Origin of the sequence: Chryseobacterium vietnamense, from assembly GCF_031454475.1 — a bacterium.
GTDB classification, from domain to species: Bacteria; Bacteroidota; Bacteroidia; order Flavobacteriales; family Weeksellaceae; genus Chryseobacterium; species Chryseobacterium vietnamense.
Window position 1 is genome coordinate 585,822 of the sequence record NZ_JAVDQX010000002.1, and the last position, 16,639, is coordinate 602,460.

The 16,639-nt window shown below is 35.9% G+C and carries 14 protein-coding genes; 11 read left to right on the plus strand and 3 right to left on the minus strand.

What is annotated here, in order from left to right; genetic code table 11:
• The first annotated feature begins 84 nt into the window (after nucleotides 1-84).
• From J2786_RS11895 to J2786_RS11940, 10 genes are all read left to right on the plus strand, one after another.
• The gene (locus tag J2786_RS11895; protein WP_226798686.1) at nucleotides 85-756 is read left to right on the plus strand and encodes a sensor histidine kinase; all 672 of its coding nucleotides are present in this window, start codon (nucleotides 85-87) and stop codon (nucleotides 754-756) included.
• On the plus strand, nucleotides 725-1,402 hold the full coding sequence (locus J2786_RS11900; protein ID WP_047434794.1) for a response regulator transcription factor: 678 nt from the start codon (nucleotides 725-727) through the stop codon (nucleotides 1,400-1,402). The genes J2786_RS11895 and J2786_RS11900 overlap by 32 nt, the downstream gene beginning before the upstream one ends.
• Nucleotides 1,403-1,553: 151 nt before the next feature.
• Nucleotides 1,554-2,909: a T6SS phospholipase effector Tle1-like catalytic domain-containing protein gene (locus tag J2786_RS11905; RefSeq protein WP_047434791.1), complete on the plus strand. Its 1,356-nt coding sequence runs from the start codon at nucleotides 1,554-1,556 to the stop codon at nucleotides 2,907-2,909.
• Between the two features lie 272 nt (nucleotides 2,910-3,181).
• Nucleotides 3,182-5,110: an ABC-F family ATP-binding cassette domain-containing protein gene (locus tag J2786_RS11910; protein WP_047434788.1), complete on the plus strand. Its 1,929-nt coding sequence runs from the start codon at nucleotides 3,182-3,184 to the stop codon at nucleotides 5,108-5,110.
• Between the two features lie 149 nt (nucleotides 5,111-5,259).
• Nucleotides 5,260-5,616 (plus strand): hypothetical protein, encoded by a 357-nt coding sequence (locus tag J2786_RS11915; RefSeq protein ID WP_047434786.1) that lies wholly within the window; start codon nucleotides 5,260-5,262, stop codon nucleotides 5,614-5,616.
• Between the two features lie 267 nt (nucleotides 5,617-5,883).
• The gene (locus J2786_RS11920) at nucleotides 5,884-8,268 is read left to right on the plus strand and encodes a TonB-dependent receptor (RefSeq protein WP_047434783.1); all 2,385 of its coding nucleotides are present in this window, start codon (nucleotides 5,884-5,886) and stop codon (nucleotides 8,266-8,268) included.
• Nucleotides 8,269-8,321: 53 nt separating this feature from the next.
• Nucleotides 8,322-8,894, plus strand: coding sequence for a hypothetical protein (locus J2786_RS11925; protein ID WP_047434782.1), 573 nt, complete (start codon nucleotides 8,322-8,324; stop codon nucleotides 8,892-8,894).
• 136 nt (nucleotides 8,895-9,030) lie between these two features.
• Nucleotides 9,031-10,365 (plus strand): trigger factor, encoded by a 1,335-nt coding sequence (locus J2786_RS11930; RefSeq protein WP_047434779.1) that lies wholly within the window; start codon nucleotides 9,031-9,033, stop codon nucleotides 10,363-10,365.
• Between the two features lie 194 nt (nucleotides 10,366-10,559).
• Entirely contained in the window at nucleotides 10,560-11,246 is a 687-nt protein-coding gene (locus J2786_RS11935; protein ID WP_047434776.1) for a hypothetical protein, read from the plus strand.
• Nucleotides 11,247-11,401: 155 nt separating this feature from the next.
• Nucleotides 11,402-14,266: a M16 family metallopeptidase gene (locus J2786_RS11940; protein ID WP_052187126.1), complete on the plus strand. Its 2,865-nt coding sequence runs from the start codon at nucleotides 11,402-11,404 to the stop codon at nucleotides 14,264-14,266.
• 75 nt (nucleotides 14,267-14,341) lie between these two features.
• Here the strand turns inward: J2786_RS11940 and J2786_RS11945 are convergent, their stop codons facing one another.
• Complete coding sequence (locus J2786_RS11945) at nucleotides 14,342-14,926, minus strand: DUF3109 family protein (RefSeq protein WP_034696856.1); 585 nt, start codon at nucleotides 14,924-14,926, stop codon at nucleotides 14,342-14,344.
• Between the two features lie 6 nt (nucleotides 14,927-14,932).
• Nucleotides 14,933-15,838: a DUF6427 family protein gene (locus tag J2786_RS11950; protein WP_047434772.1), complete on the minus strand. Its 906-nt coding sequence runs from the start codon at nucleotides 15,836-15,838 to the stop codon at nucleotides 14,933-14,935.
• Between the two features lie 42 nt (nucleotides 15,839-15,880).
• Here J2786_RS11950 and J2786_RS11955 point away from each other — a divergent pair, with 42 nt between their 5' ends.
• On the plus strand, nucleotides 15,881-16,114 hold the full coding sequence (locus J2786_RS11955) for a DUF6341 family protein (protein WP_047434770.1): 234 nt from the start codon (nucleotides 15,881-15,883) through the stop codon (nucleotides 16,112-16,114).
• Nucleotides 16,115-16,199: 85 nt separating this feature from the next.
• On the opposite strand, the gene J2786_RS11960 is transcribed toward J2786_RS11955, so the two are convergent.
• A complete protein-coding gene (locus tag J2786_RS11960) occupies nucleotides 16,200-16,637 on the minus strand; it encodes a universal stress protein (RefSeq protein ID WP_047434768.1) in 438 nt (145 codons plus the stop codon).
• Nucleotides 16,638-16,639 lie beyond the last annotated feature (2 nt).

Here is a 16,639-nt window from a genome sequence, read left to right on the forward strand (position 1 = left end):
ATAATTGTTACCATAACAGTTATAGTATCCTTTATTCTTCTAGCTTACAGAGCTTTTATAACCAGAATTATTAAGGAAAAAAATGTGCAGCATGAAGCAGAAGTTCTCCATCAGAAAAAATTAGTGCTGGAAAACATCAAAGCCCAGGAAGAAGAAAGAAAAAGAATTGCAGTGATGATTCATGATGATATCGGAAACCGCCTGAATATTCTTTCATTATGGCTGAATAACCTCGATACTCAGGGAGATGAGCTGATTAAAAAAAATATCTATGGCCAGATGTCTTCCCTGATTGATGCTGCCAGAAGTATTTCCCATTCATTGTACCCTGTAAACCTGGAATCGGTGGGGCTGGTTTTATATGTTGAAGAATTAATAGCGAACCTTTCCCATAAAATCAATATTTCTCTACAGGTGATGCCGGGATATAAAAAGAAAGATCTTTTCGGGGAAGTACAGCTGTATAGGATTATTCAGGAGTTTACCACCAATGTGATCAAGCATTCAGACGCAACGGATATCTGGATTTATATTAAAGATTATCCCGAAAATATGGCCGTGGTAATTTCTGATAACGGACAGGGATTTGAATATGAAGAAGTGAAAAAAGGAATGGGAATCAAAAATATTGAATCCCGCATCAAATCAATGAATGCCACACACAAATGGAAAAAAACTTTTTCGAATAAAGGAAGTCGTTTAATCATAAAAATTCCAAAATATCATGAGTTCCCAAATCAAACTAGCACTGATTGATGATGAACAGCTGATCCTCGAAGGGGTAAAAATGTTGCTGTCCAATGAAAAAAATATATCGGTATGCCTTACCGCTGATAATGGCCCCGATTTTATAGAAGACCTCGGAAAACTTTCAAAAGATGAATTTCCTGATATCGCTCTCGTAGATGTTCAGATGAAACCTATGAACGGGTTTGAGCTGGTAGAAATCCTCAAAGAAAAATATCCGGATCTTAAAATTATTATCCTGTCATCCCATTATAAAACCTCTATTCTTGGATACATGGTTAAGCTGGGAGTATCGGCATTTCTTCCCAAAAACTCGAATAAGAAAACCTTTATTGATGCCATTACGATGGTGGATAAAAATGGAGTCTTTTTTACCGCTGAAGATCATCAGATGCTGTTTACTTACATGAATGGTTCTGCCAAGAAAAACTCTCTTTTTGAAACAGAAGATGAGCTTTCAGAAAGAGAAAAAGATGTGGTAAAACTTATCTGTCAGGAATTCACCAACAATGAAATCGGAGAAAAACTCTTTATCAGCCCAAGAACCGTAGAAAGTCACAGACAGCGTATTCTGGAGAAGATAGGAGCCAGGAATACCGTGGGAATAGTGATCTATGCCATTGTTAACAATATTTACGCTTTAGAAAAAATGTAAATTGATTCCGTAGAAATACGGATTTTTTTATTTGGTACTTTTCACTCTAGCTAACCTTGTTTTTCTTCTGTTATTTTGAAATGTCTCTCTCAGGGATGGTAGTTGAAAAAAAACACAAACAGGATCTTTAGTAAAAAATTAAAGTAGAAACATGAATGGTAACAGAGTGATTTCCGTCGGGATTTTCTTTGACGGTACAGGAAATAATGGGGAAAATATTCTTTCACCGGATAAACCGCTGAACAATAATGAAAGCTACTACGGCACTTTCAGCAATATCTATAAATTATACAGTTTATTCATTGGAGATGAAAAGATATATATTGAGGGAATTGGTACTTTGACAGGGCATGAAGATAATAATTTTGCTATGGCAACATGTGCAAATCCGCCGTATGGAAGCGGGTATTCATCTGATGATAAACTTCAGAAAGCTGCTGATTTTGTACAAGAAACAGCACATGATGAGACAAAGGAATACCATTTCTACCTCTACGGATTCGGAAGAGGTGGTATGCTGGCAAGAACTTTCTGTAATCAGCTTTTGACAAATTACGCTGTGGGAAATTGCAGAATAAAATTTTTGGGACTTTTTGATACGGTAGAATCCAGGCCTTTTAATACCTATAATATGAAAGTGTCTGCACAGGTAGAGAATGCTTTGCATTTCTGTGCGGTCAATGAGAGCAGGTTTTTCTTTCCACTTACAGGTTTTTTTGAGAATTCGAAAACAATGCAGGACCAAAAATCAGAAAATCAATTGTCAGTGTGGAAGGAAGTATTTGTCCCTGGAGATCATGCTGACATTGGAGGAGGATATTTGGAAGGACCGCAATCTGTTTATATTTCTACAGATTTCAATAATATTGATGATCTGCATAACTATGTTTCAGATATCAGAAATGCAACAACCAATGCGGATGGAAATAAAATATGGGATGCTTTACTCTCAGAATATAAAGTGGAAACTGCGGATGGTCTTTCACAGGCATATGTTTGCCGTGATAAAGTATACAATGACCTGTCAAAAGTATATGGAAAACTGATGATGGACGAAACCAATGCCATATTATCGGTATTTAGTACCGAGAATGAAGCCTATTTTGGAATAGATTATAATAGACATGCTTTTCTTAACCGGTTTTATATTAAAATGAAAGAATATGTAAAGGATCTTTCTGCAAACAAAAAGCCCATCTATGATTTCGGAAGATTTGCAGATTATATTCATATTTCATCGAACTTCGGATTGTATAGTAATAGTTTTCAGTACAGGACCCAGCGTGAAATTAATATAGAGCTGATCAATAACGGATTAAATGTTTCAAGCAGTACTTCTGTTGATGAAACAAGCCAGGCAAAAAGACTTTCTTTAGAACTTCATCTGCCGGAAGACAGCTTTGTTGCAGATTTTCTTTACGGAACAAACGTTCCCAATAATGATATATGGGTTCGTTCTATTATAAAAACACTGACAACTAGTGTATTGAATGAATGGAAGAATTAGTGAAAAAACTTCTCAGTTTTAAATTTAGGTTAGGGGACATCTTATGGTGTCTCCTTTTTTTTACATTGAGTAGGAACCAATGCCGGATTTTGAGATATTGTGATCTGTTTGTTTTTCAACTAAAGGGAATTTTGCAGATCCAAGATTCAACCGCTTTATATCCATGTGAGAACTATTCTACGGAAGCCGTTTTTTTATTTCTCGACTATTCATTTCTTTTTCCGTATTTTTGCACCCGAAAATTCATTATTCATTACTAATTATTAATTAAGATGCTTTCGGTTCAAAGTTTAGGGTTACACCATTCAGGAAATTATTTATTTCAAAATGTCAATTTCACCATTAAAAAGGATGATAAAGTAGGTCTCGTTGGTAAAAACGGAGCGGGAAAATCCACTTTATTAAAAATGCTGTCCGGAGAAATTAATTTCTACGAAGGAGAAGTGGTAACTGAAGGGAGCGTTACCATTGGTTTCCTGAAGCAGGATCTTGATTTTGTAAAAGGAAGAACGGTATGGGCAGAAACCATGCAGGCCTTTGAGCAGATTAATGCATGGAAAGAAGAGCTTGAAGAAGTGAATCACCAGATGACCGTGAGAACGGACTACGAAAGTGATTCCTACACGGATCTGATTAATAAAATGACGGAACTGAATGACCTTTTGATGAACCATGACGCCTACAATCTTGAAGGTGACATGGAAAAAGTATTGTTTGGTTTAGGATTTAAAGCAGATGATTTCCAAAAGATCACTGATGAATTTTCCGGAGGGTGGAGAATGAGAATCGAATTGGCAAAATTACTTCTTCAGAAGAATGATATCATGCTTCTCGATGAGCCTACCAACCACCTGGATATGGAATCCATCATCTGGCTGGAGAACTTCCTGAAAGACTACCCGGGAGCAATTGTTCTGGTAAGTCACGATAAGCAGTTCATGACAGCAGTGTGTAACCGTACTTTTGATATCAACAATAAAAAAGTTGACGACTATAAAGCCAACTACTCCAAATATCTTGTCATGAGAGAAGACCGCCGTGAAAAACTGATTCAGGCTAAAAAGAATCAGGATGCGGAGATCAAGCAGATGGAAGATAATATTAATAAGTTCCGTGCAAGTGCTACCAAAGCATCTTTTGCGCAGTCACTTATTAAGAAATTAGATAAAATAGAACGTATCGAAGTTGATAACGAAGACGTTTCAAAATTCAATATCCGTTTCGTTCAGTCTATGGTTCCGGGGAAAGTAATCTTCGAAGCTATCAATCTTGGGAAAGCGTACGGACAGAAGCAGATCTTTGATGATGTAGATTTCATTGTTCAGCGAGGAGACAGAATTGCTCTTTTAGGGCAAAACGGACAGGGGAAAACAACTTTAGCAAAAATTTTAGCGGGAGATATTAAAGATTATTCAGGAACATGGAATCTTGGGCATAACGTTAATATCGGATACTTTGCACAGAATCAGGAAGAGGTTTTAACCCCTAATAAAACGGTTCTTGAAGAAGCAGAAGATGCTGCAACAGAAGAGACAAGACCAAGAGTAAGAGACTTATTAGGATCTTTCCTTTTCCAGGGAGATGCAGTTACTAAAAAGACAAAAGTACTTTCCGGAGGAGAAAGAAACCGTCTGGCACTTTGTAAACTGTTACTTCGTCCTTTCAATACGCTGATCATGGACGAACCTACCAACCACCTTGATATCCAGTCTAAGGAAATTATCAAGCTGGCACTGCAGAATTTTGAAGGAACTTTAATTGTCATCTCGCACGACAGGGAATTCCTTCAGGGACTTTGTGATAAGATCTACGAATTCCGTGATGGGAAAATGAAAGAATTCCTAGGAGATATCAACGAATACCTGGAGTACAGACAGAAAGAAACCATCAGAGAGATTTCTGCTGAAAAAGCTAAACTTCACAGTGAAGTAAAGGTAGAGCCTAAGAAAGTAGAAGAAAAACCTGTCGTAACAAGCAGCCAATCTTCTAATATCATTAGTAAAGAACAGAAAAATATTCAGAATAAAATCAAGAAAGTAGAAGAGAAAATTTCTGAGCTTGAAACTAAAGTAGAGGAAATGGAAGCTTCTTTTGCCAAAGAAAATCCTTCAGAGGAAACCTTAGAACAATACAACAAAGCTAAGGAAGAGCTGGATACAGCTTTACAGGAGTGGGAATATCTTGGAACCCAACTGGATTAAACTTAAAATATAAATGCTTCATCAACGCAACGTTATGAAGCATTTTTTTTGTAACAAAATCGTATTCGTTTCTACCCATTGTCAACAATCATTAAGTAATTTAATAAAAGTTTAAGGAAACAATTAAATTATTTTCATAATTTTGAACCATGATTATTAAAGAAAGCAGAAACCTAAAGAGTTTTATCTCCAAGCTATTGTTTGGAGTGTATTTCCTCGCGCTGCTTTCTCAAAGCTTTCACCATCACGATTCTGTAGATTATTTTAAGGTTTTTCATCTTAAAAAAGCAGAAAATACGATGACGAAAGCCGTTACTAAAGAGAAAGCTGGCGACTGTCTGGCCTGCCACTTTTTGGTTACCGGACATACATTAGCTCCTGAAGAATTCAGTTTTACTTTTGAGCATTACAGCCATGAAGTAAAACAAATCATCGCCATCCAGGAGAAAATCTGGTCACAGACCAAATTCACTTTCCAGCTTCGGGGACCGCCCGCAATTGCATAATTCATAGATTCTATAGGGTTTAAAGTTTTGTACTTTAAAGTTCAATGTTTCAAATTCAATATTTAAAGTTTAGGGTTTAAGGTTTAAGGTTGTTGGAAAACAGCTGATAATCTGTAATTGATATTTAATAATGTTCAATTACTAATTTCCAACCTCTAACTTCTAACTTCTTACCACGAATACACTGTACAATCAAACTAACCCTTCCCACAAATTTTAACGAAAAATGTACCCTGTTGAAAAGGGTGCGCAATCAATCTATTTACAATGAAATTGATATATTGCCTGCTGCTGATCTTTTGTGGATCAGTATTTACAAGTGCACAAAAAACATATACTGTAGAGGGAACCGTTCACGATTTCCACGATAAAACATTGCTGGAAAATGCAGTGATTAAAATCGGGAACTTTACAGCCAAAACCAATAAGAAAGGTCAATTTTCTTTTGATAAAATTCCTGCAGGAAAGTATACCCTCATCGCACAGCATCCTGATTGCAATGATTATACTGAAAATATAGGAGTTGATAAGGATGTTCAGCTGGTGATTACACTGGAACACCACATTAAAGACATCGAAACTGTGACGATTCATGGTAGTCATAAGAACAATGGTTCATTGGTAGTCAAAACCCTTAATAAATCTGAAATTGAGAAAAATTCTACAGATAATCTTGGAAACTTATTATCTAAAATTTCAGGGGTAACTGCTTTGAAAACCGGAAATAATATTTCAAAACCTGTTATTCATGGGCTTTATGGAAGCCGTATCAGTATTCTGAATAATGGAGTACGTCTTGCTGAGCAGGAATGGGGAGTAGAGCATGCTCCTAATGTTGATATTAATAATTTTCAACATATCGATGTCATCAAAGGAGCGTCCGCTTTGAAATACGGAAGTGATGCCATTGGTGGAGTAGTTGTAATGGAACCGGAAATTTTCCCTAAAAAGGATACCATCAAAGGTTCAGTCGGGCTTACTGGAATTTCCAACGGAAGAGGTCTTGGATTAGATGTTGATGTAGCTAAAGTCTGGAAGAACGGATGGGCGGTCAAATCTGGCGGAAGCATCAAGAAACTTGGTGATCAGAGTGCTCCCAACTATAATTTGAAAAATACGGGAATGGATTTTTCTTCCTTCAATTTTACAGTTCAGAATAATACTTATGAAAGAGGAATCTCTTTTGATTATTACCTGACAAATCAGAATATTGGGATATTAAGAGATTCACACGTTTCGACTTCTGAAGATTACGACAGGGCAATGAATGCCAACCCTCCAATATATTCAGGTAAATTCAGCTATGATATTGATAATCCAAGACAGGTGATTGAACATCATATTGCAAAAGTTTCAGCTTTCAAAAGGTTTGAAAATATAGGAAAAGTATCTGCAACATATAGCTATCAATACAACCACAGACAGGAATATGATATCAGAAGAGGTGAGTTGAGTGATACACCTTCACTGGATCTGGAACTGATGACGCATCAGTTTAATCTTAATGATTTATTAGAGAGGGAAAAATGGTCTTTAGAAACAGGAATTGATGCTGCCTTTCAAAACAATTATTCAGATCCGGCAACCAAAGCAAGACGTCTGATTCCAAATTATGATAAATATTCTGCAGGAGCTTATTCAGTTTTCAAATATAAAATTTCTCCTGAATTCAATTTTGAAGCAGGAGCGAGATATGATTTCACCCGTTATGATGTAACCAAATGGTATGATAAAAGTGACTGGGAAAAATTATATGCAGATGCTTATCCACAATTTTATGTGAAAACAGATCAGAACAGAGTTTTAACACGCCCTCAACTTAATTATAATAATGTTTCTTTCAATGCTGGTCTGGAATACCGTCCCAATGCTAATTTTGATCTGAAATTTAATTATGCAAAAGTAGGAAGATCTCCTAATGTTGCAGAATTATTCTCAGACGGGCTGCACCATTCTGCAGGTATCATTGAAACCGGGTACATGGGATTGAAAAATGAACAGGGACATCAGTTTAATTTGAATGTTGACTCGAAGTTTAATGTTCTGAAAGGGTTAAATGTTTCAGTAAACCCATATTTTTTCATCACTAAAAATTTCATTAACGAAATTCCGGTAGGAATTAAGGGAACAATCAGAGGGGTATTCCCGGAATGGGTGTATCAGCAGATTGATACGAAAATGTACGGCGTGGATCTGGATATCAACTGGAAACTTACAGAAGATCTTACCTATGTAGGAAAAGGAAGTTATGTATATGGGCAGGACGATACCCACAACGAACCGTTGATCTTAATGATGCCACCAAATTTTTCCAATGCATTGCAGTTCAAAAAACCGAAATGGAATAATTTTTATTTCACTGTTGAAAATCAGACGTTTTTAAAACAAACCAGATTCCCGATCCGAAATGCACCATTAGAACTTTATGTGAATGGTGAATTGGTGGATAAGGAAATAGATTTCAGTACTCCGCCAAACGGATATTCACTTTGGAATATCCAAACCGGAATCAACATCAGCAAAAATCTTTCTGCGGGACTTATCGTAAACAATCTTTTCAATACCTCATACAGAGAGTATCTGAACCGTTTGAGGTTCTTTGCAGATGAGGCGGGAAGAAACTTTATTTTAAACTTTAGATACAGATTCTAAAGATTTCAAAAAACTATTCAATCAAAATTTTACAATTTTAAAATTCTTAAAAAATGAAAAATCTATTCAATACTAAAAATATTATCAAATTATTAGCTGTTTTATTCATCACTGTTACTGCCGTTACTTCTTGTCAGAGAAACGGTTCTGCGGAAGAAGACGATCTTCCTCAGGAAGAACTTACCAACATCCTTTTGTTGGTGACAGATGATGCAGCTGGAACTACTCAGACTTATGACTATAGTATCGGGGCAGGGGGAACACCTACAATACCGCTTACAAATGGAAAAACCTATACTGTTCAGGCAAAATTCAAAAACGGAAACGAAGATGCTACTCAGGAAATTATTGATGCTAAAAATGAACATTTTTTAATTTTTGATTTTCCAAAATCTAATATTACTGTAGAAAGAGTAGATGGTAGTGACCTTAGAAGCGATGGAAAAAGAGTAGGACTAAGAACAAAATGGACTGTCGTAAAAGCTGTTGATGGAACAGAACCATTCTTAAAATTAACTCTAATTCACTCTCCACAAAGCGTAAATGATGCCAAATCAGGAACTGCCTGGGGAAGCGTAGTAGGAGGAGAAACAGATGCTGAGGCAAAATACAACCTAAGTAATTAGGACAATTAATCTTGTTTGGACCACCGGAATTCTCCGGTGGTTTTTTATTTAACAATATTTGGCTTTATAAGTTGATTTTAAATGGTTTTTTTTCATAAAAAATTCCTATTTTTGCAACCTAAAATTTTAATCAATAATGAAGGTTACCGCACAAAACCATGATGATGTAAGTGCATTGCTTACAGTAACATTGGAAAAATCTGACTACAAAGAAAAAGTAGAGAAGCAGTTGATTAATTATGCTAAAAATGCGCAAGTTCCTGGATTCAGAAAAGGGAAAGTGCCTTTAAGTATGGTTAAAAAACAATATGAAGCAGGTATTGCATTTGAAGAGATCAACAGACAAGTTTCTGATGCTTTAAACAACTATGTTAATGAAAACAAATTAAGATTAGTTGGTCAGCCTGTTCCTCAGCCAGTAAACGAATTCGATTACAATGCTGATCAATTAGAAGTTGCTTTCGAAGTAGGATTTGAGCCTGAATTCACTATAGATTTAGCTAAATATGAAGCTCCTCACTACAAAGTAGAGGCTTCTGACAAAGAAATCGGTAAGAGTATTGAAAACATGCAGAAGCGTTTCGCTGAGCAGGTTCCTCAAGATAAAATCACTAAAGATTCTTACATTGCTTTAGAAGTTTCTCAGGTTGTGGAAGAAGATGCTGAAGGTGAGCACCACCACCACCCAAAAAACCTTACGATTACAGCTGAAAACAAAGAAGCTTTCAAGTTGGTAAAAGGGTTGAAAATGGAGGAATCTGTAAAAGTGACTAAAGAAACTCTTGCAGGTGACGAAGAATTAGCTAAAGAATTAGGATTCAGCAAAGAAGAAGTTGAGCACTTACACCACAATGAGGTAGAAGTTAAAGTAAAAGATTTCTATTCATTAAACTTAGCTGAACTTAACCAGGATCTTTTCGACAAAGTATACGGAGAAGGAAACATCAAGTCTGAAGAAGAGCTTAAAGATAAAGTGAAAACTGAATTAGACGAGTATTTCCAACAGAATGCTGATGTTCACTTTGTGAATAAAGTATTAGAACAAGTAACAGAGAAAGAAGAAGTAAAACTTCCTGAATCTTTCCTTGTGAAGTGGTTATTATTCTCTAACCAGAATATCCAGTCTGAAGATCAGGCTAAAGAAATTCTTGAAGCTGAGAAAAACCAGTTGAAATATCAGATCATCGAAGGTAAATTGATGACTGAGAACGAAATCAACCTTGACTATGCTGATGTATTAGCTCAGGCTGAGCAGTTGGTGAAAAACCAATTGGCTATCTACGGAATCCACCACTTAGGGGATGAAGAAATCCAGAAATATGCTGTTGAAATGTTGAAAGACCAGGAGCAGGTAAGACAAATTTCTTCTGAAGTAGCAATGGCTAAACTGAAAGATGTAATTCTTGAAAAAGCTACAAAAAAAGAAACTAAAATTTCTCACGACGAATTTTTAGAAGAACTTAAGAAATAATTATACCCAGATATAAATATTTGAAAACCGTCAATTTTTTGGCGGTTTTTTTATTTCACCTCCAATCTAAGATTATTCAACCATCATCACCCATCATTTATCAATTATCATTCATCATTCATTACTCATTACTCATTATTTATTTGTATGTCCGCCAATATTCCTATATTTACTTTTTAAACTTTATTATAAATATGAAAAAGATCATCATTCCGTTTTTCTGCGCTGTACTTTTCTCAGTGCCTGCAGCAGCTCAGAAAAAAGGGGCTGCATCTGCTAAAACAGAAGCCGTACAATCAAAACTTACACCTAAAGAAGTTGTTGATAATTATTTCAAAGCACTAGGTGGAAAAGATAAACTGGACGCTGTAAAATCTACCATTACTGATAACACAGTTGCTGTGCAGGGAATGGAAATCCAAATGACAACTAAGAAATTAGGGAATAAATTCAAATCTGTACAATCTTTCATGGGGAAAGAAATGGTGCAGCTTTTTGACGGTGAGAAAGGATATTTTGATCAGATGGGAACTAAAACAGATATTCCTGCTGACAAAATTGCAGACCTTAAAAAAGGAAAACCAATGGATGCTTTAGCATTTGATGCTTCTAATTTCAAGACTGTATCTACAGAAAAACTGGATGGAAAAGACTATAATGTACTGTCTTCAGACAAAGGAAAATTCTATTTCGATGCCGGAACGGGACTTTTGTATAAGACGGATGCAGGAGAAGGTAAAGCAACCATTAAAAGCTATATGGCTGTAGATGGAATACAGTTCCCTGCTGAAGTAGAAGCTGAAGGTGGAGGTCAGAAAATGACAATCAAAACGAGCAAAGTGGTAATCAACTCCGGAGTTTCGGATGCTGATTTCAAATAAAAAATTGCTTTTTAAAAGATAAAAAAACCGGGAAATTCCCGGTTTTTTTAGTATATAAATAATTTTAACTCAAATTTAACTATAAAATAGATTTAATGATTTCTTCACCTTGTGAATAAATATTAGTTTTAACCCGTAAATAAAATCAAATAACCATGAAAAAAGTATTATCTTCATTTGCAGTCATTTTCCTGATGTCTGCGAATGCCTTTGGACAGAATATTCCAGTGGATCCATCTGTACGAATTGGTACTCTTTCCAACGGAATGAAGTACTACATCAAAAAAAACACGTTACCTGAGAAAAAAGTAGATTTCCGTCTGGCAATCAATGCCGGATCTATTCTTGAAGACGAAAATCAAAGAGGATTGGCCCATTTTATGGAGCACATGAACTTCAACGGAACCAAAAATTTTCCGGATAATAAATTAGTAGACTTTCTACAGTCTATCGGAGTGAAATTCGGACAACACCTTAATGCGTATACAAGCTTTGACGAAACTGTTTATATGCTTCCTGTCCCGTTGGATAAGCCGGGAAATCTTGATGCAGGGCTGAAAGTAATGGAAGACTGGGCATTTAATGCAACACTTTCCGATGAGCAGATCAACAAAGAAAGAGGAGTTGTATTGGAAGAACTGAGACTGGGACTTGGAGCTGATAAAAGAATGATGGATAAATATCTTCCTAAATTTTTATATAAATCTCAGTATGCAGAGAGGCTTCCAATTGGTAAAAAAGAAGTGCTGGAAAATTTCAAACCAGATGTTATCCGAAAATTCCACCAGGACTGGTACAGACCGGATCTGATGGCAATCATTGTAGTAGGAGATATTAATGTAGATGAAATTGAAAAAAAAATCAAGGATAATTTCAGTAAATATAAAAACCCTTCAAAGCCCAGAGAAAGAAAATCTTTTGATCTTCCGAATCACAAAGAAACTCTGGTAGCTATTGAAACAGACCCTGATGCTACTAATTCTATGGTACAGTTTATCATGAAAGATGCTGATGCCTATAAGCCTGACGTAACTGTAGAACAGTATAATCAAAGTATTGTTGAAAACCTTTCAACTACCATGTTAAATAACAGATTGAGAGAACTGATCAATTCTACAAACCCACCATTTACTTTCGGATCTGTGTACCATGGGGGAACATATGCAAGAAGTAAAGAAGCGTTCCAGGGATTTGCTATGGTGAAAGAGGGAAACCAGCTGAGCGCATTGAAAGTCTTATTGGAAGAGGTTGAAAGAGCAAAAAGATTCGGATTCACACAGTCTGAACTAGACAGAGCAAAATCTCAGGTGCTTTCCAATCTTGAAAGATCTTATAACAACAAAGATAAAACAGAGAGTGAAATTCTGATAGATGAGTATGTGAGAAACTTCCTGGAGCAGGAACCAATTCCCGGAATAGCATGGGAATATGAAGATACCAAATCTTTCTTACCATCTGTTACCCTTGCACAAACCAATGAAATCATCAAAAAAATGGTGAAAGATGACAGCAGGGTAATTGTAATTACAGGACCTAAAAAAGATAATGTAACCATGCCTACAGAAGCAATGGTGCTGAATACATTTGATGCTGTAAAAATGGCTGATCTTAAGCCTTACGAAGAAAAAGCAGCCATCAAAAACCTGGTGAAGCCTTTCAAATCTGAAGGGAAAATTGCTAAAACCGAAACAGATGCCAAGTTAGGAACAACAACGTGGACCTTAAGCAACGGAGCGAAAGTTACTTTCAAGAAAACAGATTTCAAAGATGATGAAATTGTGTTTACAGCAAGAAGTTTAGGAGGAAGTTCTCTTATCCCCGATGCAGACTACAATAAGACGCAGTTTGCATTCTCAGCATTAACAGAAGCCGGAGTAGGAGGATTCTCAAAAGCTGATCTTACCAACTATCTTGCCGGTAAACAAGTGAACGTGAATCCTATGGTAACTTCTCTTTTTGAAGGGGTTTCCGGAAGAACCACACAAAAAGATTTAGGAACTGCTATGGAGCTGATGTATGCTTATTTTACAAGCTTAAATTATAATCCCGCTTCCTTTAATGCTTATAAGGAAAAGCAATCTGCGTTGCTGAATAACCTGCTGTCTAATCCTCAGGCATATTTCTCTAATGAGCATGCAAAATTCATGAATCAGAAGAATCCTAGATTTATCGGGGTATTCCCAATGGAGAAAGACTGGGCTAATACGGACTATAAAAAAGCATATGATATTTATAAAGATAAATTTGCCAATGCTGGAAACTTCCAGTTTTATTTTGTAGGAAATATAGACGAAGCTAAATTTAAAGAAGAAGTGCTGCAGTATATTGCAAGCCTTCCGTCATCAGGAAAAACAACAATGTATAAAGATACAGGATACAGAACGATGACCGGAGATTACAGCAAAGTGTATAAAAAAGGAAAAGATCCTAAGAGTATGGTTTCTATCTCTTACAGCGGAGAGGCTCCGTATAATGAGAAAGAAGCTTTAGCATTATCCGCACTTGGAGAAGTAGCTACTATTAAAGTTATCGAAAAATTAAGAGAAGATGAAAGCGGTATCTATGGAGGAGGTGCAAGAGGAGGAATGAACAAAATACCGTACGGAACTTATAGTTTCGGTATTAATTTCCCTTGTGGTCCGGAAAATGCAGATAAACTGACTAAAAGTGCTATTGCAGAGCTTCAGAAGCTTATAGATAACGGCCCTGAACAAAAAGACCTGGATAAATACAAAGAAGGTGAATATAATGACAACAAAACAGAACTGAAAGATAATATGTTCTGGATGAATGCCATTGCTAAGAACCAGTTAGACGGAAGTGACAAATATGATATCTTAAATTATCAGGATAAAGTAAAAGCACTTACAGTAAAGGATCTTCAGAATGTTGCAAAAAAATATCTTACAAAAGGTAGAATTGTAGCCACTTTGATGCCGGAAGACGGTTGGGAAAATGCTAAAAAAGAGGAAACTAAAAAAATAGAAGTAACTACTGTGAAAGCAGGAGCTGCTAACTAGTCATACTTTTTACTTACAATAAGAAAACCGCAGAGAAATCTGCGGTTTTTGTTATTTAATTCAAATCCTTATCAGTTAAGAGCCATACTCTTTTTTCCATTCTTCAGCAGCTTCGCTCAGAACAGTATAAAATTCTTCACCATACTTTCTCGTCAGTGGAGTTTTTAAAAACTTATAGACAGGAACCTGAAGCTCCTTTCCAAGAGTACAGGCATCGCTGCATACATTCCACTCATGATAATTCAATGCGGTAAATGCAGAATATTCTGTAACACGGATTGGGTAAAGGTGGCATGAAATAGGTTTCTGCCAGTCTACAGCACCATCCTCGTATGCTTTTTCAATTCCACATTTTGTAATTCCTTTTTCATCGAAGGTTACATAAGCACATTCGCGGTTCTCCACCATTGGAGTAACATACATTCCGTCGTGCGGATCAGTAGTCCATGTTCCCTGTTCTTCAAGGGCTTTAATTCCTTCCTGAGTAAGGTAAGGTTTTATTTTATCAAAAATACTGTCCAATATCTCAAGCTCGTTTTTATCCAACGGAGCTCCCACATCTCCTTCCACACAACATGCACCTTTACATTTTGTAAGGTTGCAAACAAATTCTTCGGAAAAAATTTCCTCTGAAATCAATTTATCGTCTATCTGAATCATAATTTTCTAAAATAAATCAAAAACTGTACCTGCTTTAAAGGTCAGTAAACTAATAATAATAAGCCATACGCTGGCTTCACGCATCCAGTATTTGGGTAAAAATCTCATCATTCTACTAAGAATAATGCTTGAAGGAAATGCCAGAAGAAGCAGATATTCGTAGCTTTTATTCATATATAAAATGATGGAAACAAGCTGTGCCACAGAAAAAACAAGTAAGAAAGTATATTTATACCTGCTTATCGGACTTTTCTTATTATAATTTTTAAAATGGTCATATACGGCATAAATAAGCATCAGAACCACAGGAATCAATGGTAAAAGTTCCGTGTAATCTGTTACCGGTTTCATTCTTCCAAACGGAAAATAATCAATATTCCATGAGGTGAACTGACAGAAATACATTACAGAAAAATAACTGAATGTGATCAGAACAATTCCCAAAAGGAATCTGAAAAGATTCAACCCGATTTTGGCAGAGGTTGCAATCACGTGAATAATTACAAAAACAGCCATTGGCCATGTTGTAGGAAGAAAAATAAAGTTCAGGGCTACAATAGATCCCACCAAAACATAAGACTTCTTCCTGATATCTTCATCTGCACTGGTCAGTAGCAGGATAAGAAAGGAATTGGTAAGCAGAGAAACCGCAATTCCTATATCCAGATTTCCGGGATACAGCCCAAAAATAAAAAAGGTATATAAAAATAATGGCAGATGGGTCTGATAATTAAGGGCAATACTGTGAAAACAAAAATATCCCAAAGCAATTCCCAGAAAAGTTATTCCGGCAACTATAGCTTCGTAAGTATTGAAATTCAGTATGTTAAATATTACGACTACTAAAAGAAGAAAACCAATATAAACAGGAATTGAAAAAATATTGCTTTCTTTTGAAAGTAATTTAAACATTTTTTATAAATTTGTACAAAGTTAATTTAAAAAAGGAAAATAATGACGTCTTTCTTTCTATTCTTAAGCAAAGTTTTCAAATGGACTTTCGGTTTCTTTGATGCGTTTGGAAATGTTTTAAACTGGATTCTATTTATAGTTTGCTGTGTACTATTTACTTATTGGTGCTATGTACTGGTGGTTACACTAGGTGGTGACAAAGATAAAGACTATTATTCTCCAACGGAAGGTAAGCATCCTTACTACGATCCGAATATCTACAAAAAAGAAGGTTAATTAATTGGTTATATAGTAAAAAACCGATCAGACAATATGCTCTGATCGGTTTTTTTATTACTAACGATTAAAATTTTCTTTTTCTTTAGTCGTGAATTGGAAGTACTAAAACAGGAATACTTGAACTTTTCGTAATTCCTTTCGTTAAGCTTCCCACAAATACATCATAGATTCCGCTTCTGCCATGTGATCCCATCACAATATAATCTGCATTTTTTGCCTTTGCATGTTCCAGAATAATATCTTTGGCAAGTCCTTGTTTTAAAAGGTGCTCGCAATCAATATCATGGCTGATGATTCTTTGCTCAATTTTATTAAGCTGCACCAGCTCTTCTCTGATTTCATTGGCTTCCACTTCAGGAAAATATTGAAATCCCATATCACCAATGGCAAAGCCGATATCTGATGGCGCTACGTGGATCAGGTAAATTCTGCCGTTAAGCTGTTTTGCAAATTTTATGGCACCTTCTACCAATTGGTCTGTCTTGTCCCCAAAATCTACGGGTAATACAATATTTATCATAA